This window comes from Arthrobacter terricola, assembly GCF_004354015.1.
GTDB classification, from domain to species: Bacteria; Actinomycetota; Actinomycetes; order Actinomycetales; family Micrococcaceae; genus Arthrobacter; species Arthrobacter terricola.
The window spans coordinates 1-19,249 of sequence record NZ_SMRU01000010.1; the positions used below are offsets into that span (position 1 = coordinate 1).

A 19,249-nucleotide genomic window follows, 5' to 3' on the forward strand; every position below is an offset into this window, starting at 1 on the left:
TCTGCGTGGCGGGACAGGGCGGCGTGCACGGCCACGCCCTGGGCCACGGGCAGCAGCGCTGTCAAATAGGTCATGGTGTCCGGGGCCGGGCGCAGGCTGACGTGCCGTTCGGTCACGGCGCGGGCGGCGCGGCGGGTGACGGAGGCCGGGTCACGTCGGTACGCGGCCGCCCGGGCGGCGGCGATGACCGCACGGTCTCCGGCACCGTTGAGGGTTCCGGTGTCGGGGGCCAGTTCGGCGTCGACACCGGCGCGGTCCACGGCAGTGAGGCAGGCGGTTTCCTTCACCAGCAGCGTCGCGCGCCATTCGTTGAGTTGTCCGGTCTCCAGGGCGGCCAGGGTCCGGGGCATCTCCACCACCAACGCCCTGGCCAGGCCCAGGAGGCGGGCGCCTTTGGCCGGGGATTCCCGCCTCGCCAGCGCGACCTGCGCGGCGACGCCTTTGCCTTGCTCCGCGGCAGGAACCCCCTGGTTCGCGTGGGCGCGGCGCCGGGCGGTGTCGAACGCGACGGTGATCCTGGCCTGCGCCCCGGCGATCGCGGACTTCAAATCCTCCAACAGGCGCAACTGAGCAATCAACTCCCCACCCGCCCCCGCGCTTGAGTCGGTGGTGGCGGTGGTGCCGGGCTCACTGGTGCTGGTGGCGGCGATTTCAGTGGTATCGGCCAAATCGGCGTGGGTGCCGGGGCGGAACGCAACCACCGCAGCGATCGCCGCCTCGATCAACGCGAACGGATCTGCACCAGGAACGGCAGCATCACGCGGACCATCACCCGAAGGCATGTCCGCCCGAAGCTGCCGCGTCGGCAAAACCGATCCCCCAATCCCGTCCATAACCAAAGCCTTCCACGGACCCCCGACAAAATAAGCCCCGCCCGACCCGTTACGGTTCTTGTTTGAAAAACCGGCTCTCGTTGTCCCTTCCGGCCCATCAAGCGACGGGATCGCGACCGGCGTCGCCGACTCTTACGTTGGGCGAGCCATCAACCGAAGACGTGCCCGTCTGAAGCTGCCGTGTCGGCAAAGCCGTTCCCTCCCAGTCCCGTCCATGCTCAAAGCCATCCAGAAGGCTCCGACAATTAGAGGACCCGCACCACCGCGGCAGTTCTTGTTCGACATTCCGGAGCTTCAAGCGACGGGATCGCCACCGGCGTCGTTGACGCGCATCGATTGACCACCACCCGAAGGCGCGCCGATTCCAGGCTGCCGCGTCCGGAAAGCCGTTCCCCGATCCCATCCACAACCCGAAGCCGCACAGGGGCCCCGACACTGAAGAGCCATCTCTACCCACGGCCGTTCTCGCTCGACATTCCGGCCCATCAAACGACGGGATCGGGCCCGGCATCGTCGACCTGAGCTGTTCGAACCACCACCCGAAGACGTGTCCGTCGGAAGCTGCCGTGTCGGCAAGTCCGTTCCCTCCCAATGCCGTCCATAGTCAAAGCCTCACAGAACACCCCGGCCTTAAAGTGAAGTCCCCACCCGGGGCAGTCTTTGTTTGAAATTCCGGCGCTTCAAAGCGACTGGATCGCCGGCGTCGTCGACCTGCGTCGGGTCGAACCATCCTGAAGGCGCGCCATAAAAGGGCCATGCCCGACCCCCACAGCGGTAATTGTTTGAAATCCCGGAGCACCAAGCGAAGGGATCGCGGCCGCCATCATCGACTCTCGTCGGGTCGAAGCATCCCCTCAAGGCCCGCTGATCCCGTGCTCCCCCGTCCGCAAAACCGATCCCCCAACGTTGCACGCCGGTACGGCGTTAACCATCGCCGAAGAGCACCCAGCGCTACTGAGCCCCGCCCTGGGCAGCAAACCACCACGAACTAGACGCCCGGAAACACAAGCAAAACACGAGATAAAACCCCACGCCCGGTTGCCCATTGGCCAACGCAACAACCCACCCAACACTGCGACACACAGCCATAAGGCACCACCCGGATACACCGACCGGCACGCGCACAAAACTCGAACAAGTAGGACCACTCGCTTTGGTTAACCAGAAACAGGTATTTCCACTCGTAGATAGTTAATCATCGCGCATGCCAGCATTTGTCCATCGACGAATGGGCAATCCCCCGGGATTGGTAAATTCGAATACTTTGCCCATTTTCGCAATTTTCTGGGAATACCAATTCAAAAGGAGTCACTCATGCGCACATTGAGCAAGCGAGGAAAAATATACGCAGCTGCAGCATCCATTGCCCTCGTGGCGGCGGGCAGCGGCGCTGCCTACGCATACTGGACCACCACCGGCACCGGTTCCGGCGGCGCGGCGAACTCGGCGGGCGGCGGCACCGTTGTGCTTCACGCAAGCTTCGGCGCCGGGCTCGCACCCGGCAACTCAACCGCGGTCGCATACACCGCCGATAATTCCAGCAACACCGACACGGTGGTAGGCGCACTTTCCGCCACCGTTTCCACGAGCGACCCCACGAACTGCCTCGCCTCGTGGTTCACGGTCACCGCGGTTACCTCGAATTCCACGGTCCTGGGCAACTCCACCGGCACGTCGGTTGGCAGCGGAACGCTGGCCTTCGCCAACAACGCCGCCAACCAGGACAGCTGCAAGAGCGCAACCATCACTGTGTCTGTCACAAGCAAGTAGATCCCCAGCTGGTGGGCCACCTCAGCGGCCCACCAGCTGGTCACGCCATCCTGCAACAAACTCGCACTACACATCCCAAGGAGGCCCGGTGCCGAGCATCGATGAGCCCTACCGCTCGAAGATCCGCTCTGTTCGCGCGGGCGCCAAAGCGCTACTGGCCGGCCTCTTCCTGGTGGTCCTGACCGCCGGCGTCGTGGTCGCCGCCGGAAGCAGCGGCCAAAGCGGCATCCAAAAGGGCATCCCGCTGCAAGTGGCACCGGCCAGTAAATCCGCCACGCAAGGGACCTCGGCAAGCTACAACGTCGTAGTGCAGCCGAGTGGCGGATTTACCGGAAGTGTCTCCCTCGCGGCATCCGGATTGCCTGCGGGAACTGTCGCATCGTTCTCACCGGCGACCGTCGCCGTCGGGCCCGGTTCGGGAAACGTGGCGCTGAACCTTTCCACCACCTCCGCGACGCCTCTTGGCACGTTCACCGTGACCCTGAAGGGCACCAGCGGAACAGTCCAGTCCGCCGTCGACATCTCCCTGACGGTGACGGCCGGTCAACACCAGCAGTTCTCGATCTCGGGCAGTCCCGCCGGCGTCCTGGCACCCGGCTACGGCGCACCAATTGACCTCCAACTGGCCAACCCGGGCAATTCGAACCTCAGCATTACAGGACTCACGGTCTCCATTGCTGGCATTACCCGGACCGCCCAGGCGGTGGCGAACAATCGGCCGTGCAACCCGACGGATTACGCGATCGTCCAATTCAGCGGCAGCTACCCGTTCACCGCACCACTTGGGAACTCTTCGCTCTCGGCCTTGCGCATCCCCTCAAGCCAATGGCCCCAAATACAAATGCTGAACAGTTCCGCCAACCAGGACGGTTGCAAAGGCGCAACGCTTCAGCTCAGCTATTCCGGAACGGCGCAGGGCAACTGACATGAACGCGAAAATGATGAAAAGCAACTCCCTGAGGGCCATCAAAGCAGCTGTGGCAGTTGCGGTCCTCACGTTGGTCCTCGGCGTCGGAACGGCCTACGCGTACTGGTCCACGATCGGTGTCGGCAGCGGTTCGGCTGCCAACTCCGGGATGCAGACGGTGACCGTGGATGCCTTGGTTGCCGGCGACACCCCCGCAACCACTTTGGTTCCTGGAGGCAGCGCCGACGTGATCGTTCGCGCGAGCAACCCGAACGCCTTCCCGGTGCAGGTTTACAGCTTCACTTCCAGCGGTGCCGCGACAGCGGACGCCTCACACCCCTTGTGCACCACCACAGGTGTGACGTTCAACGTGCCGGCGACTCCATTCACCCCCACGGTGACCATCCCCGCGGGATCCTCGACCTTGATCACGCTTCCCGGCGCCGCGTCGATGTCGGCCACATCACAATCCGCATGCCAGGGCTCCGTATTCCAGCTTCCAGTGACGATGGCGGTACGCAAATGAACAAGGCCCAGAACCCGGCAAACCGCAAGAACAAGCGCGTGATCCGCCGTCGTGCCGCCTGGGCGACGTTGGCAGTCCTCTTCATCGCCTGGGGGGGCCCGGGTGCAAACGCCTATTGGCAGTCGCTCAGCAACAGCAACTTCGGAGCGGCCAAAGCGGACACGGTGCCCCAAGGGAGCACCCCTGCCGTGTCCTTGAACGGGACGAGCGCCACGGTCAGCTGGGCCGCCGTCGCTACTCCGCGCGGCAACGCCGTGACCGGCTATACCGTCGCCCGATACTCGTCCTCCACAGGAGGAACGAAAGTCGCCGCCGGAGGAGGGTGCGCGGGAACTGTGACTACCCTGCGATGCACAGAACAAAACGTTCCCGATGGAACCTGGTATTACGCGGTGACGCCCGTCATCTCATTGTGGACCGGCACCGAAAGCACCCGAGGAGCTGGTGTCCTGGTTGATACGACCGCGCCTACCGTCAGCGTAGCCTCCATCTCACCGACGCCGAACTCGGCGGGTTACAACAACAGCAGTCCGGTAACCGTGAACCTCAGCGCCGTGGACAACCCGGGCGGTTCCGGCGTCGCGTCAATTAAGTACGCGCTCGACGGCGGCAGTACGGTGACGGTCAATGCGGCCACTGCCGCTGTGAGCGTCAAGGGCGACGGCACGCACACCCTTTCCTACTTCGCCACGGATGTCGCGGGAAATTCGAGCTCGCCGCAAATCCAAACGATCAAGATCGATACAATCGCGCCGAGCACGCCCACGGTCTCAGTGCCGAGTTACGTGAACAGCACGAACAAAGCCAACATTCCGGTGGTCGGCACGGCAGAAGCATTCGCTTCCGTCACGGTCACCGCGAGCGACGCAGGTTCGGCCCACACGTCCACCCAGACCGTCACGGCAAGCGGAACCGGGGCATGGAACACCAGCGGTTTTGATCTCTCCGGACTCAGCGACGGCACGGTCACGTACAGCGTGGTCGCCAGGGATGCGGCAGGAAATGCCAGCCCGGCCGCCAACGCCACCTCAACGAAGGACACGGTGGCACCAACGGTTACGTCCATCACCATGGCCAACGGCAAATCCTCGGGCGTCGCCGATAAGGGAGACACCCTCACCATCGTCTACTCCACGGATATGGCCGCCAATACCCTCTGCAGCAGTTGGAGCAATACGACGGCTTCGCAGACAGCGACGGGAACAGTCAGCATCAGTGCCAACGACAACATCCTGACGGTGACAAGCGGAAGCTGTACTGCCCCGATGATCGGGAGCGTGGCACTCAACGGAGGCTACAACAGCTCCGCCAGCCAAGCTCGGACCTTCGCGGCCACGATCACTTGGACGAAGGCCACCGGGACGCTCGTGATCGCCCTGGGCGACAACGGTGCGAACGGCACACGCGGAAGCAACGTATCTGCCAGCTCCCCGGTCTACAGCCCGGCAGCCGGCGCGGCAGACATCGCGGGCAATCCCCTTGCCGGTACCTTCACCGCCGCCACAGCATCAGGATTCTAGGATCCAGGCCTTCCTGCTAACCGCCCAAGGTCAGCAGGAAGGCCTGGACCACCGGCCACTGGTGACGGACAAGGGACCACGCGGCTACGCCGAGGCCGACCATGGCGTAGCCGCCCACGGGAATCAGGACCAGCCATTCCCGTCGGGAACCCGCTTTGCCGAGCAAGGGGATGCTGAAAGCGCCATTGGCCCTCCAGATCCCGCTCACGAGGGGCAGCTTGCGCCAGAACTTCGGCGGCTTGATGACGATGGGCCACAGCAGGGGCACGCCCCCGGTGGTGATCATGTCCCCCACGATGTGGATGAGGACGCCGGTCAACATGGACAACGGGAGCCAGGACCACTGGTGCGGGGCGAACCAGGTCACCAATCCCGCCATGGCAAGGGCGAAGATCCAATTCACGATCCACCCCGAGTTCGGGAACAGCTTGAGCGCCTTGGCGGCCAGGTTGATCATGAACATGCACAGCAGGCCCGCTCCGACCGACAAACGCCCAACCGGGGTGTCCAGCTGGAACTGCGCGGCCATCGCGGCGAGGACTACGAAAGCCGAAGCTCCCAAGAGGGAGTGGGTTCCTTGGCGGTGACCTCCGCTGGCTTTCTCGATGCCGACGGCGATCACGTTCGACAACGGCGGCAGCGAATGCGCGATGGTGCTCGAACGGTGGTCCCAGTCGCACACCAAGGCGGTTCCCGCCGTCGTCATCGCCCCAATCAGGACGCCTGTGGCGTCGAGCGGGTACCAGCCGAGCGTGTACGGGCCGGTGGACGCGATAGCTATCCACGCCGCGGCCCCGGACGCGGCGTGATGTCCTCCCATCATCGGCTTAGCCTGCCGTCTGCGGTGCGGTTGCGGCTGGCGCGGCGGCGAAGACAGCGTCGATCACGTTCTTGGCCCACTCTAGGATTTCGGCGTCCTGGAGGTCGCGGCCGCCGATCCGCGCGGTCTTCGGCTTGGGAATCAGCACTGCGTCGAGGGCGGGCTTGACCTGTGAACCCGGGTACATACGGTTGAGGCGCATCACTTTCGATTCGGGGAGTTGGGCGGGCGAGAAGCGGATGAAGTTGCCTTGGAGCGCGACGTCGGACAGGCCGGCTTCGCGCGCGCCGACCCGGAAGCGGGCGACGTCGATCAAGTTCTTCGCCGGGAGCGGGGGCTCGCCGTAGCGGTCCACGAGTTCGGCGAGGACTTCGTCGATCGCCTCGTTCGTCATGGCCGCCGCCAGTTTCCGATACGCCTCGAGGCGCAAGCGCTCACCGGGCACGTAGTCATGCGGCAAATGGGCGTTGACCGGCAATTCGATCTTCATCTCGGCAGCCTTCTCCTCGGCGTCGCCGCGGTACTCGGCCACGGCTTCGCCAACAAGCCGGATGTACAAGTCGAAGCCGACCCCTTGGATGTGTCCGGACTGTTCCCCGCCTAACAGGTTGCCCGCGCCACGGATCTCAAGGTCCTTCATGGCCAACTGCATGCCGGCACCGAGCTCATTGTGGGCCGCCACTGCCTTCAGCCGCTCCAGTGCGACTTCGCCCAGGGGCTTCTCCGAGGGGTACAGGAAATAAGCGTAGGCGCGTTCGCGGCCACGGCCCACGCGGCCGCGCAACTGGTGCAGCTGGGACAAGCCGTACTTGTCCGCCCCGTCCACGATCAGGGTGTTGGCGTTGGAGATGTCCAGGCCCGTTTCGATGATCGTGGTGCAGACCAGGACGTCAAAGCGCTTTTCCCAGAAGTCCACGATGATCTTTTCCAGCCGGCTCTCGGACATTTGCCCGTGGGCTACCTCCACCCGGGCTTCGGGAACGAGTTCGCGGATCTGGGCCGCGATGCGCTCAATCGAAGACACCCGGTTGTGGACGAAGAACACTTGCCCTTCGCGCATGAGTTCGCGCCGGATCGCGGCCGAGGTCTGCTTGTTGGTAAACGGCCCCACGTAGGTCAGTACGGGGTGCCGCTCTTCCGGCGGGGTGGCCAAGGTGGACGTTTCACGGATGCCTGTCAGGGACATTTCCAACGTACGCGGGATGGGCGTGGCGCTCATGGCGAGGACGTCCACGTTGGTGCGCATCTTCTTGAGCGCTTCCTTGTGCTCGACGCCGAAACGCTGCTCCTCGTCGACGATCACCAGTCCGAGGTCCTTGAACTCGAAATCCTTGGATAACAGGCGGTGCGTGCCGATGACGACGTCCACCGAGCCGTTCTTGACCCCGTCGGACGTCTCCTTGGCTTCCTTGGAATTCTGGAAACGTGATAGCGGCCGGACGCGCAGGGGGAAGCCGGAAAAGCGCTCGGTGAAGGTCTCGTAGTGCTGCTGAGCGAGCAGGGTGGTGGGAACGAGCACCGCGACCTGCTTGCCGTCCTGCACCGCCTTGAACGCGGCACGTACGGCGATCTCGGTCTTGCCGTAGCCGACGTCGCCCGAGACGAGGCGGTCCATGGGGATCTCCCGTTCCATGTCCGCCTTGACCTCGTTGATGGTGGTCAACTGGTCCGGGGTCTCGACGTACGGGAAGGCTTCCTCAAGTTCCCGCTGCCATGGCGTGTCCGGGGCGAAGGCGTGCCCCCGGGAGGCCATGCGCGCGGAATACAGCCGGATCAGTTCCCCGGCGATCTCCTTGACGGCCTTGCGCGCCTTGGACTTGGTGCTGGCCCAGTCCGCGCCGCCCATCTTGCTCAGGGTCGGCGTGTCTCCCCCGACGTATCGGGTCACTTGGTCCAGTTGGTCGGTCGGCACGAACAGACGGTCGCCCGGCGCGCCGCGTTTGGAGGCCGCGTACTCAAGCACGAGGTACTCGCGGAGACCGGCGTCGCCGGGGGCGGAACCCGCCACCTTGCGCTGGATCAGTTCGACGAATTTCCCGATTCCGTGCTGTTCGTGGACCACGAAGTCGCCCGCGTGCAATTGGAGGGGGTCGACGGCGTTGCGCCGCTTGGAGGGCATGCGCCGCATGTCCTTCGTGGAGGCCGCGGAAGACCGGCCCAGGAGGTCGGCTTCCGTCAGGAGCGCCAGCTTGAGTCCGTCCAGGACAAAACCGCGTCCGACGGCGGCAGTGGTCACCTCGATGATGCCCGCCTGGGGTTCCTCGGCCAGCGAGTCGACGCGGGAACACGGGATGTCGGCGTCATGGAACAGTTCGGCAAGGCGCTGGGCAGGACCGGGGCCGTCGGTGGCTACCACGATGCGCCATTGCTCGCGAACATGGGACCCGATGAATTCAAGCATTTCGGCGACGTCACCTTGGTACCCGCGCGGTTCCCGGGCGTGCAGGTTCAGGACGTCGATGTCGAGGACGAGTTCTTCGTCCGTCGCGAGCGAAGTGATGGACCACCAGGAAACCTCGTGGGCGAGGGCCGCACTGCGCGTCTCGGTCAGCGACCGGAAGCTTGCTTCATGAAGCGTGGCCGCCGCGTGCGAGGCCAGGTCCAAAGGAGCGGCACCGCCGTCGGACGCCGTGGACCAAGCGGCCTCCAGGAACTCTTCGTTCGTGGCGGCGAGGTCATGGGCGCGCGTGCGGACCTTTTCGGGTTCGATCACCACGGAAAGGGAACCGGCCGGCAACTGCTCGACGAACGGCACCATGGCGTCCACCAGCACGGGCGCGAGGGATTCCATGCCCTCTACCGCGATTCCGCCGGCGATCTTCTCAAGCATGTCCGCCGCGGCAGGCATTTCGGCCTTGAGCTTGGCGGCGCGGGACATCACCGACGGCGTGATGAGGATTTCCCGGCAAGGCGGGGCGTGCAATTCGGTGGGGTGGTGCAGCGCGGGACCGGACAGCGAGCGCTGGTCGGCCACCGCGAACCAGCGCATCTGGTCCACTTCGTCCCCGAAGAACTCCACCCGGATGGGGTGGTCTTCGGTGGGCGGGAAGACGTCCAGAATCCCGCCCCTCACGGCAAACTCACCACGGTGGGTCACCATGTCCACACGCGAGTAGGCGGCGTCGGCAAGCTTGCGCACGAGCTCGGTGAAGGGAATTTCCTGGCCTACCCGCAGCGTCACGGGGACCAGCTCACCCAACCCGGCCACGACAGGCTGGACCACGGCGCGAACCGGCGCCACGACCACCCGCAGGGGTCCCGCCGTCGAACTTTCCGGGTGCGCTAGCCTGCGAAGCACCGAGAGCCGGCGGCCCACAGTGTCCGATCGGGGCGAGAGCCGCTCATGCGGCAAGGTCTCCCAACTCGGGAAAACAGCGACGGAATCCGCGGGGAGGTACGCCCCAAGTGCCTCGGCCAGGTCCTCCGCCTCGCGGCCGGTGGCGGTCACGGCCAGCACGACGGCGGCACTGGAGTCCTGCGTGGCGAGGCCGTCGGCCATCTCGGCCAGGAGCGCCGCCCTGAGGCCCGCGGGCGCACTGATCTGGTAGTCGTTGCTGCGTCCGTCGAAGCTTCGCGCGGCTTGGTTGCTGATACGCGCAAAACTCGCGTCCTCGGCCAGTGCGCGGCGCAGACCGTTGAGGCTCATCGCTGGAACTCCTAGGGTGGGTTCTGGGGCAGGCAACACAAATGCCCGGAATTCCTGACGGATCCCGGGTCATTCCAGACTACCCCGCCCCCGGCACGGAGGAGTCCGCAGTGAACGACGCACACCAGCCCCGGCGAACTGTCCTGGTGACCGGGGCCACCGGCTACATCGGCGGGCGCTTGGTACCCCGGCTCCTGGAAGCCGACTACAGGGTCAAGGTCCTCGTCCGATCGCCGCAGAAAATCGCCAGCGTTCCTTGGCGGGACGACGTGGAATCGTCCCCCGGCCCGACGGCGGGCTCACGGGTTATCGCCGCGCCGTCGCCTTGGCGCTTGGCAAGGAACGGGACGGTCAGGTGGAGACCACTAGGGCGAACGCCGGCGCCGATGCCGATCCCCTTCCGAGCGACCCGGAGTGCCTGATTTTACCCGCGATGTCGCGGAACATCGCTCGTGCGGCGGCAGACTTGCAAGCGAGCGATGCAGCTTCCCCGTAGGATGTTTCGGGAGCCCAACCGCTCCCAAACGAACGTACTCCCCAGCGAGATATACACGGAGGACCCCATGGCCCTGACCGCATCCACCACCCTGCCCTACGCCGTAGGCCGCGTCACCGCGACGTTCATCGACGAGGATTTCCTTCGCCACACCAGCGAATACGTCGGCGGCACCTTGGAGTCCTTCACGATCGATGGCGATGTTGCCGGCGCTTTCACCACTACCACCGTGCGGACGCTGCCCACCACCCGGCTTCCTGAAATCGCACGGAAGTTCGTGGGCGAAAGCCTCACCGTGACCCAGACGGAAAAGTGGGACGCTCCCACGGCCGACGGCTCCCGCACCAGCCACATCGCGCTGAAGGTCTCCGGCGCCCCGCTGGACGTCACCGCGGTACAGCGCCTCGTGGCCGAAGACGGCAACACCCGCGTTGAGCTCGAGGGCACGGTTTCTTCGTCCGTGCCGTTCCTCGGGGGCAAGATTGCCGACGCCGCAGAGCCGATGGTGGGCAAGGCGCTCAAGATCCAGGCGCAGCAGGCCGAGTCCTGGCTCGAAAGCCACTAGTCCACGTAGCTAGCGCTATCTGAAGCGCAGTGGGTGACGCCTGACATTTCGCGACGGCACCCACTGCGCTTCCGTTGGATAAAATAGGACAAATAAAATAGAACAAGGTGCGCCGGGAAGTCTGGTCGGCAACAATATTGCCGACCCCTCAAGGAGTACCGATTGGCACGCCGCCCGCGCACCACGTCCCCTGCCGCAAACCCAGTCCTCGCAATCCTCCGCACCGAAACGGTCGGCGGAGCCCTGTTGCTCGCCGCAACCGTCCTTGCACTCGCCTGGGCGAATTCCCCTTTTGCCGGTGCCTATTTCGCGCTCCGCGAGCTAAAGCTCGGGTACGCGCCCTGGCATCTCGAATTGAGCCTGGGCAATTGGGCCGCAGATGGCCTCCTCGCCATCTTCTTCTTCCTCGCAGGCCTTGAATTGAAGCGAGAATTCGTGGCCGGGGAATTGCGGAATCCCGCAAAGGCGATCGTGCCCGTAGCAGCAGCCGCGGGAGGCGTCGCACTTCCCGCCCTCATCTATGTCTTCGTCAACCTCGGCGCAGGCAATTCCGGCATAGGTGCGCCAACGCTCCAGGGCTGGGCGATCCCGACAGCAACGGACATCGCGTTCGCCCTGGCGGTCCTGGCGGTCATCAACACCCACCTGCCGGCAGCATTGCGGGTTTTCCTCCTGACCCTCGCGGTCGTTGACGACCTGATCGCCATCGGCATCATTGCCTTCTTCTACTCACACGGACTCGAGCCGGTCATGCTATTGGCCGCCGTAGTGCCTTTGGGGCTGTTCACCCTGCTGGTCCGGAAGCAGGTCCGCAGTTGGTATCTGCTGCTCCCCCTCGCCGCCACCACCTGGGCATTTGTCCATGCCTCGGGCATCCATGCCACCGTGGCAGGGGTATTGCTTGGATTCGCGGTACCCGTGAGCCTCGCACAGACTTTTGAACACCGGATCCGGCCGTTTTCGTCAGGCTTTGCCGTGCCCGTTTTCGCGTTCTTCTCCGCCGGGGTTTCCCTTGGCGGCGTCCCCGGGCTCGGCGCGGCCCTCGCCGACCCGGTGGCGATCGGCATAGTCGTGGCTCTCGTAGCGGGCAAGGCCGTGGGGGTTTTCGGCACCACGTTCCTTGTTGCCAAGACGACCCATGCCCGGTTGGACGATGACCTCGCCTGGGTGGACGTCGCTGGCCTGTCCCTGTTGGCCGGCGTCGGCTTCACGGTTTCGTTGTTGATCGCCGAACTCGGCTTCGGTACCGGTTCCCCGCACGACGACCACGCGAAAGTCGCCATCCTCACGGGTTCTCTCATCGCGGCGCTCCTCGCCGCCGTCGTCCTCAAAAGCCGCAACAGGCACTACCGGCGCGTGGCGCATGGTGAAAATGGCTATGACGACGGCGGTGAGGTAGGTGGTGTTTTTCGGGCAGAAATAACGCCTTCGGAGGGCGAGTAGTGCAATTACTAAATCGAGTGGTGAACACTCGAAGTGGAGTGGTGGGCACGCTGTTTGCGCTGTTTCGGCAGGAATATCTTGCTGCTATGGACGCGAATAGTATGGAACGGGTGTGGCACGGGAGCCACAGGAAGGCGCAGCCAAAGAACTGGTCCTTGTTCTTTGTTTGGGCAGTTCTCGGGCTCATGTCGATTTCGGTTCTCATCGCAGCAGTACCCAAATGATGCGGTGAACAAGCCAACGTTATAACAGTTCAAAAAAGCTCGGGCCGGTAAAACGGGTCCGAGCTTTTCTATGCCATGTTGAATTTCCAATGAGAACGGCGCTGAAAACGCATCAGCGCACAAAACCCGTGACCGCGGCAAGGACCGTCACGAAGACGAGGGCCACGAGCATGCCCACGACCACAAACTCGGCACGCCGGACCCTGTGCTGGCTCCGGCGCCACTCGCGCCTGCTCTCCAAGATGATCATGATCCGAGGCTAAGGCAGTGCCTCGGCCTCCCAATAGAGTGGACGCTACTCGACTCCGGACTCCGCTTGACGGAGTGCATCTTCCGCGGCTACCCATGCGAGCATGGCGCATTTCACGCGCGCGGGGTACTTCGCGACTCCCGCCAAGGCCGCGGCATCCTGCAGGAGCTCCTCATCGGCCTCGAGCTTGCCCCTGGAACGCATCAATTCACGGAAGTGGTCGATGGTGTGGTGGAAGGGGCCCGTGGGCATGCCGGGCGCGATTTCGCTCAGGATCGACGCGGAAGCCATCGAGATGGCGCAGCCGTCACCGTGCCAATGGATTTCGCTGACGGCCTGCCCGTCCGCATTCACGCCGACGCTGAGCCGGAGCGTGATTTCATCTCCGCAGACGGGATTGAGCTGGTGACTCTCCCCTGTACCGGCCGTTCCCGACGCGAGCGCAGGAAGGCCCGCCAGGTCCCCGCCGGTCCGCGCTTTCGAGTGCTCGAGGATGAGCTGTTGATACAAGGAGTCCAAGCCGCTCATGCCTTGCCTCCCGTGGCCGTTACGCCGAAGTAGGGCCGGATCTGCGCAACGGCCTCAAGCAGCACGTCGACCTCGTCCGTAGTGGTGTAGAGGTAGGTGCTCGCCCTCGTTGACGCCGTCAGGCCGAGCCTGCGGTGCAGTGGCTGGGCGCAGTGGTGGCCCACCCGGACGGCGATGCCCAATTCGTCAAGGTACTGGCCGACGTCGTGCGCGTGGACCCCGGCGACGTCGAACGCCGCCAGGCCCGTCCGTTCCTCGCCCGCCGCGGGTCCAAGCACGCGGACGCCGTCGATGGCCGTGAGGCCCGTGACAAGCCGCTGCCCGAGCTCCGCCTCGCGGAGGGCCACCCGTTCCATGCCGGTTTCGCTCAGGTAGTTCGCGGCAGAAGCGAGTGCCACCGCCTGGGAAATGGCCTGGGTACCGGCCTCGAAACGTTGCGGAGAAGGCAGGTACTCGGCCTGTTCCATGGTCACCTTGGTGATCATCGACCCGCCCGTCAGGAAAGGCGGCATGGCGTTCAGCAATTCGCTGCGCCCGAAGACCGCGCCGATCCCCGTTGGGCCAAGCATCTTGTGGCCCGAGAAGACCGCGAAATCCACGTCCAACGCCTTGAAGTCCACGGGAAGATGCGGAACCGACTGGCAAGCGTCCAGGACCACCAAGGCCCCTACTTCACGGGCCATCCGGACCAGGACGTCCACTGGATTGATGTTGCCCAGGACGTTCGAGGTGTGAGTGAAGGCCAGGATCTTCGTGCGGCCCGAGACCAGCTTCGCGGCCTCCTCAAGCCGCAACGCACCGGCGTCGTCGATGGGAATGAACCGGAGCGTCGCGCCCGTCCGCCGGCAGAGCTCCTGCCACGGGATCAAGTTGGCGTGGTGTTCCATTTCCGTGACGAGCACCTCGTCACCCGGCTTCAGGGCGAACCGCTCCGCCCCACCGCCCACGTTGCCGGCGCTGGCATTCGAGAACGAATAGGCGAGCAGGTTCAGCCCGGCCGTGGCGTTGGCCGTCCAGATCAGTTCATCGTCCGCCACGCCCACAAAGCGCGCCACCGTGGCACGGGCGTCCTCGAACGCATCCGTCGCTTCCACCGCGAGGTGGTGGGCTCCCCGGTGGACTGCCGCGTTCCGCTGCTCGTAGAACTCCTGCTCCGCCTCCAGCACGCTCCGGGGGTTTTGGGAGGTCGCACTGGAGTCCAGGTAGACCAGCGGTTTGCCGTTGATTTCCTGGTCAAGGACGGGGAAGTCAGTGCGGATTCGCCGGACTTCATCATCGTCGAGCGCGGAAATCCGGGAATCTCCCCAAACAGGGGTGGAAACCGTTGTCAAAACTAGTGCTCCTTGGAGGAAGACGTTCTCGAGGACCGGGTGGCAATCCTCGCGGGCAGCCGCCGGGTGTGGCGGCGTTACCTAGTAATTGTCCCACCAATCCGGGTAGGCGCCTTCCTCCAGGCGGCAAACAGGGCCGCCGCCCCTACTCTTCAGGCTTCGCCAGCTCGTCCCACAGCTCGGAGAGTTTCTGCCTTCGCGAGACTCCGAGCTTTCCATAGACCCGTTGCAGGTGGGCGTTGACCGTGTTCACGGCGATGCCCAGCCGGGCGGCCACCTCCGCGCTGCTTAGCCCGGAAGCCACCAAGGCGGTCACTTCCCGTTCGCGTTGGGAAAGCTTGACGACGGCCGGCGAAGCACCCGATCCCGGCTCCTGGCCTTCCGGGTGCGTTTCCTCGGGTGCCGGCGCCTCCTCGAGGTCGAAACCCTTGTCCGGCTCGGCTTCGTTCCACGGCCCTTGCCCGAAATCCTGCGGCAATCCTTCGCCGGACGGGATGCCGGATTCGGCGCTCCAAGCCAGCTCCGCCACGCCCAATCCTTGCTGGCGGGCACCGCGGCTGCCGGTGCGGGCTGCCAGTCCGAGGTTCAACATTTCCAAGGCACGGTGTCCCTTCTTTGCCGCCGATCCGGCCAGCTGGAGGAGTTTCCGATGCGAATGTTCCGCGCCGATCAACACGGAGCGGGCTGCCGATGCGTAGCTCTCGGCGAGTTGCGATGCCAGGTAGTTGCCGCCGCTCCTGCGGGCATCGTAGGCCGCCAAAGCGCGGCGCACCTGGTTGACGTCGCCCAGCAGCCACGAGGCGGCGGCCAGACCGCCGAGCGTTGGCGGCAGGAGTCCGTCCGGATCGGCTTCGTCCAGCCTGGACTTCGCTTGGCGGAATTGTTCGCACGCCAGTTCCAGGCTGCCCTGCCTGGCGAGGACCAATGCACGGTACAGGTGTGCCGATCCGCCAAAGTAACTCAAGCGGTTGCTGTAGCTGGAGCTCCCGGCGCAGAACATTTCCGAGCCGCCCCATTGCCCTCGCCAAATCAGGTTGGATCCGTGGATGGTGAGCACTGTGGAGTGGAAGTCGACCGGGCACCGCGGCAAGCGGTCCAACGATTCGAGCGCCACCGTGGAGAGTCCGACGGCGTCCGCGAACCGCCCGCTCACAGCCAACCCTTGGGAGACAAGCGCCATGAGGAGCACTCCCGCCGGGCTTGGCGGCGGCAACTGGCGTTCCGGTCCAAGCCCGGCGTCGACCAGTTGCGCGTGGCACAGCCGCCGGAACAGCTCGCCCGACGGCGGCGGCCAGCTGCCGTTTTGCGCGTCGAGGTACAGCTGGAGGACGTCCAGTTCGTCGCGGACGGCCGTCGGGTCGGCCGGTCCTGACTCCCCCGGCGGGAGGTCGACGGCGGCAGCTTCCAGCCGCCGTCGGGCATCATCCAGGACTGTCTGCAGGACGTTTGGTCCAGGAGAGGTCGGCCAGAGGGCGTGGAGCAGCAACCAGACAGCGCCGGCAAAATCCGCCGTGGCGACGTCCCCCGTGTTCGCCACGAGGCCCTTGAGGATCCTGACCGCGCCTGGAAAATCCCTCGAGTGGTAGCGCGCCCGCGCCAATTCCAGGCCCGCGGGCAGGGCAAACTCCGGACCATGCACGGCCTCGGCCGCCTTGCGCGCCCGCTTGTTGTCGTGGAGGTCGTTCGCCGCGATCGCGACGGCGAGGAGGTCGGCGTCGGTGACCGGCAGTCCGCTTTCCAGTTCCAGGTCGACCCGGCGGAACAGCGTCCACAGCGAGCTGTCAGGAACGGATGCCAACATGGTGTAAATGCTTCGGCGAAGCTCGAGCCGGCGGGAAGGCTCCAACTGCTGACGCGCCAGCCGCCCCTCAGCGGCATGGCCCAGCGAAACCATGTGTTGATGGTCCAGCTGGACCCGGATGGTCCCATCGTTCCGGAGGGCTTCGAGGGCACGGCCCTGGACCAGTTCCTCGAGCACGGCCAACGGGATCGGTTCAGCGACGGCCAGGATGTCCACTACCTCACGCTGCGGCACCGAATACGCTTCGAGGCGGTGTCTGGTCAGCTCCAACGCCTGGGAACCGTCGACGCGGATGGGTCGCGACAAGGTCCAGGTGTCGGCCTGTTCCACGATCTCGCCGCGCGCGGCGGCTTCGTCCAGGATCAATTTCGCAGTCTGCAGGTTGCCGCCCGTGAGCGCATGGATGTCACGGACGACGCTCCCTGCCGCACGCCCGGCCAGGCGGTCGTCGATGAATTCGCGTACCTGCTCCTGGGTCAGGTCCTCAAGCGCCACTACCGAGAGTTGCCTTGAGACGACGGACTCCATAAGCTCCATCCTCAGCGGCCGGTCCGAGCGGTGGGTCGCGATCATGCGGATGTCCGGTTCAACCAGCAATTGGCTCAAAAGCCACAAGGACATGTCATCGAGGAAGTCGATATTGTCCAGCACCAAGAGGACGGGCGAGCCCGGCGTTGCCGCGGCGCGCACTGCCTTCCGGCACTCGCTCACGATCGATCTCGGCCACACCTTGGCACGGGCCGGCAGGTCCGGAACGAGGGCCATTGCTATGCCGAACGGGATGTCCGCGAACGACTCGGAGACGTAGTGCGATATGACACTGAACGATCCACGCAAAACGGTCGCGGCGGCGTCCAGCAGGGTGGTCATTCCCGAACCGCCCGGCCCGGAGAGAATCACGCCGGCAGGTTCGGGCCCTGACAGAGCAACAACAATCTCCTGGAGCTCGGCTGCCCGAATGATCGGGGGCGAGGTATGGGTCCCTTCGATATCGTCCATGGTCCTGTCTCATCGTTGGGCCGCCCGGACAGATATGCCTGTTGGCCGCGGCACGGACCGGTGTCTTTTCCAAACGTTACCTGCGGGTTCTTTGCCTGGATTGAGTGGTAACTACTTGGTTTTTCGGGGCTGTTTGCGCCGGACTCACGGCATTCCACGCGGCTTCCGGGCGCCTGCTCCCGGGCCTGTGCAGGGGTTGTCACTTGCCTCTTCACTTACTTCTTCACTTACTTCTTCACGGGGGCGGATTTGTATCCGCTGTTACCGTCCTGTGATCTGACTGTGTAAGCTGGTCACGCAAGAGTACGTTCCGGCTGGCTACTACTGGGGAGTTGAAGCGCAGCCGATTCCCGCAACAGCTCTGTCCCGACACACCCATCGGCCGTGTTCGACGATGCGGCATTTTTACCTGCCCTTCGTCGGATCCACAGCCACGGTCTCGTTGCCTATGTCCCCAACAGATATGTCATCCAAAATATGAAACACCTGTTCACAGCACTCATAGCCGTGTGCCTGCTGGCCTTCGGCGGAATCGCTACAATTTCCGCCGTCCAGTCGTCCCACAAGTCGTCCGCGCGAGATGGCGGCAGTTCTTCGAGCTGGCGTTCGAGCCCTTCACCTTCGGCTTCCTCCACCCCGAAGGTCACTCCCAAACCAACCCAGTCGCCGACGCAGCCCCAGGCCGCGCCCACGACGCCGGCCAGCACCCCCGTGGCAGCAGCGCCGGCCCCGGCTCCCGCGGTAACCGCTGCCGCTACGCCGACCGCCGCACCCTTGCCGGTCACCGGGAACTACCCGCTGCACACCAACATCGTGAGCACCACCTTCTGGGTGGGCGAAATCTTCAACGCGAACCTCTCGGATGGTTCGCAAGTGTGCTCCACCTACAACGGCCAGTGGGCCATGCAGCACACGGGCATCAACCTCGGAACCACACCGTCCAGCGCGAGTGGTTGCCCGGGCAGTCCCTACGGCGGTTGCGACGGCGTGAGTTCCGGCTCCGGCTCGAACTTCAAATGCGCAACTGAACAGCGCGTAGCGAGCAACGGATACTTCCCGCTGCACCAGCCCAAGCCCCTGCAGAACCCGTTCTACCTCGACCTGCCCTACGACGACGTCAACGACAGCGTTGCCTTCGCCGAGCGCTGCAATGTCATTCCGTGGGCTGCAGCGGACAACGCCGCCACGGGCGTCAACCATTGTGCCGACTCGAACTACAGCTACATGAAGAACGCCTGGGTCCAGATCACCGGACCCAACGGCAACGTTTGCTACGGACAGGTCGAAGACGCCGGCCCGTCGAGCGGTTCGCTGTACCACGATTCCGCTTACGTGTTCGGTGCGAATAACGCCCGTCCCGTCAACAAGCAGTTCTCGGGCGATCCCAGCCAGGGCGCAGGCATGGACGTTTCCCCGGCGCTGAACGGCTGCCTCGGATTCGCATCCCTGGACGGCGACACCGACCACGTTTCGTGGCGGTTCGTGGACCGTGCCAGCGTGCCGGCCGGCCCGTGGTTGACCGTTGTCACCACTGCTGGAGTCACGAACTAGCATTGAACGTCCATGCCCCGGCCTTCCCGGCCGGGGCAT

The 19,249-nt window shown here is 64.7% G+C and carries 14 protein-coding genes and 1 pseudogene; 8 read left to right on the forward strand and 7 right to left on the reverse strand.

Annotation, left to right across the window (positions count from 1 at the left end; genetic code table 11):
* Window positions 1-833 (reverse strand): DUF222 domain-containing protein (locus tag E1809_RS09800; RefSeq protein WP_235835533.1); only part of this gene is annotated, 833 nt, incomplete at its 3' end.
* A gap of 1,314 nt (window positions 834-2,147) precedes the next feature.
* On the opposite strand from E1809_RS09800, the gene E1809_RS09805 reads away from it, so the two are divergent.
* The 4 genes from E1809_RS09805 (at window position 2,148) to E1809_RS09820 (ending at window position 5,556) form a co-directional block, all read left to right on the forward strand.
* Window positions 2,148-2,603 carry a hypothetical protein gene (locus tag E1809_RS09805; RefSeq protein ID WP_133204051.1) on the forward strand — a complete coding sequence of 152 codons (456 nt, stop codon included), beginning with the start codon at window positions 2,148-2,150 and terminating at the stop codon, window positions 2,601-2,603.
* Window positions 2,604-2,691: 88 nt separating this feature from the next.
* Window positions 2,692-3,528 carry a COG1470 family protein gene (locus E1809_RS09810; RefSeq protein ID WP_133204052.1) on the forward strand — a complete coding sequence of 279 codons (837 nt, stop codon included), beginning with the start codon at window positions 2,692-2,694 and terminating at the stop codon, window positions 3,526-3,528.
* A 1-nt stretch (window position 3,529) separates the two neighbouring features.
* Window positions 3,530-4,036, forward strand: a complete 507-nt coding sequence (locus tag E1809_RS09815) for a hypothetical protein (protein ID WP_235835534.1) — start codon at window positions 3,530-3,532, stop codon at window positions 4,034-4,036.
* Window positions 4,033-5,556 (forward strand): OmpL47-type beta-barrel domain-containing protein, encoded by a 1,524-nt coding sequence (locus E1809_RS09820; RefSeq protein WP_133204053.1) that lies wholly within the window; start codon window positions 4,033-4,035, stop codon window positions 5,554-5,556. Before E1809_RS09815 ends, E1809_RS09820 begins: the two co-directional genes overlap by 4 nt.
* A gap of 16 nt (window positions 5,557-5,572) precedes the next feature.
* Here the strand turns inward: E1809_RS09820 and E1809_RS09825 are convergent, their stop codons facing one another.
* A complete protein-coding gene (locus E1809_RS09825; RefSeq protein ID WP_133204054.1) occupies window positions 5,573-6,379 on the reverse strand; it encodes a metal-dependent hydrolase in 807 nt (268 codons plus the stop codon).
* Between the two features lie 4 nt (window positions 6,380-6,383).
* A complete protein-coding gene (mfd, locus tag E1809_RS09830; RefSeq protein WP_133204055.1) occupies window positions 6,384-10,022 on the reverse strand; it encodes a transcription-repair coupling factor in 3,639 nt (1,212 codons plus the stop codon).
* A 41-nt stretch (window positions 10,023-10,063) separates the two neighbouring features.
* Here mfd and E1809_RS09835 point away from each other — a divergent pair.
* The 3 genes and pseudogenes from E1809_RS09835 to nhaA all read left to right on the forward strand — a co-directional run.
* Window positions 10,064-10,297: pseudogene (locus E1809_RS09835) on the forward strand (NmrA family NAD(P)-binding protein); the annotation flags it as partial.
* Window positions 10,298-10,585: 288 nt separating this feature from the next.
* The gene (locus E1809_RS09845) at window positions 10,586-11,083 is read left to right on the forward strand and encodes a DUF2505 domain-containing protein (RefSeq protein ID WP_133204057.1); all 498 of its coding nucleotides are present in this window, start codon (window positions 10,586-10,588) and stop codon (window positions 11,081-11,083) included.
* 162 nt (window positions 11,084-11,245) lie between these two features.
* A complete protein-coding gene (gene nhaA / locus E1809_RS09850; RefSeq protein WP_133204058.1) occupies window positions 11,246-12,526 on the forward strand; it encodes a Na+/H+ antiporter NhaA in 1,281 nt (426 codons plus the stop codon).
* Between the two features lie 336 nt (window positions 12,527-12,862).
* Here the strand turns inward: nhaA and E1809_RS26640 are convergent, their stop codons facing one another.
* The 4 genes from E1809_RS26640 to E1809_RS09865 all read right to left on the reverse strand — a co-directional run bounded on the left by E1809_RS26640 (window position 12,863) and on the right by E1809_RS09865 (window position 17,659).
* Complete coding sequence (locus E1809_RS26640) at window positions 12,863-13,000, reverse strand: hypothetical protein (protein ID WP_165962268.1); 138 nt, start codon at window positions 12,998-13,000, stop codon at window positions 12,863-12,865.
* 45 nt (window positions 13,001-13,045) lie between these two features.
* Window positions 13,046-13,528, reverse strand: a complete 483-nt coding sequence (sufU, locus tag E1809_RS09855) for a Fe-S cluster assembly sulfur transfer protein SufU (RefSeq protein ID WP_133204059.1) — start codon at window positions 13,526-13,528, stop codon at window positions 13,046-13,048.
* Entirely contained in the window at window positions 13,525-14,859 is a 1,335-nt protein-coding gene (locus E1809_RS09860) for an aminotransferase class V-fold PLP-dependent enzyme (RefSeq protein WP_133204060.1), read from the reverse strand. Before E1809_RS09860 ends, sufU begins: the two co-directional genes overlap by 4 nt.
* 145 nt (window positions 14,860-15,004) lie before the next feature.
* Window positions 15,005-17,659, reverse strand: coding sequence for a helix-turn-helix transcriptional regulator (locus E1809_RS09865; protein ID WP_133204061.1), 2,655 nt, complete (start codon window positions 17,657-17,659; stop codon window positions 15,005-15,007).
* A 477-nt stretch (window positions 17,660-18,136) separates the two neighbouring features.
* On the opposite strand from E1809_RS09865, the gene E1809_RS09870 reads away from it, so the two are divergent.
* Window positions 18,137-19,210, forward strand: a complete 1,074-nt coding sequence (locus E1809_RS09870) for a hypothetical protein (RefSeq protein ID WP_133204062.1) — start codon at window positions 18,137-18,139, stop codon at window positions 19,208-19,210.
* Window positions 19,211-19,249 lie beyond the last annotated feature (39 nt).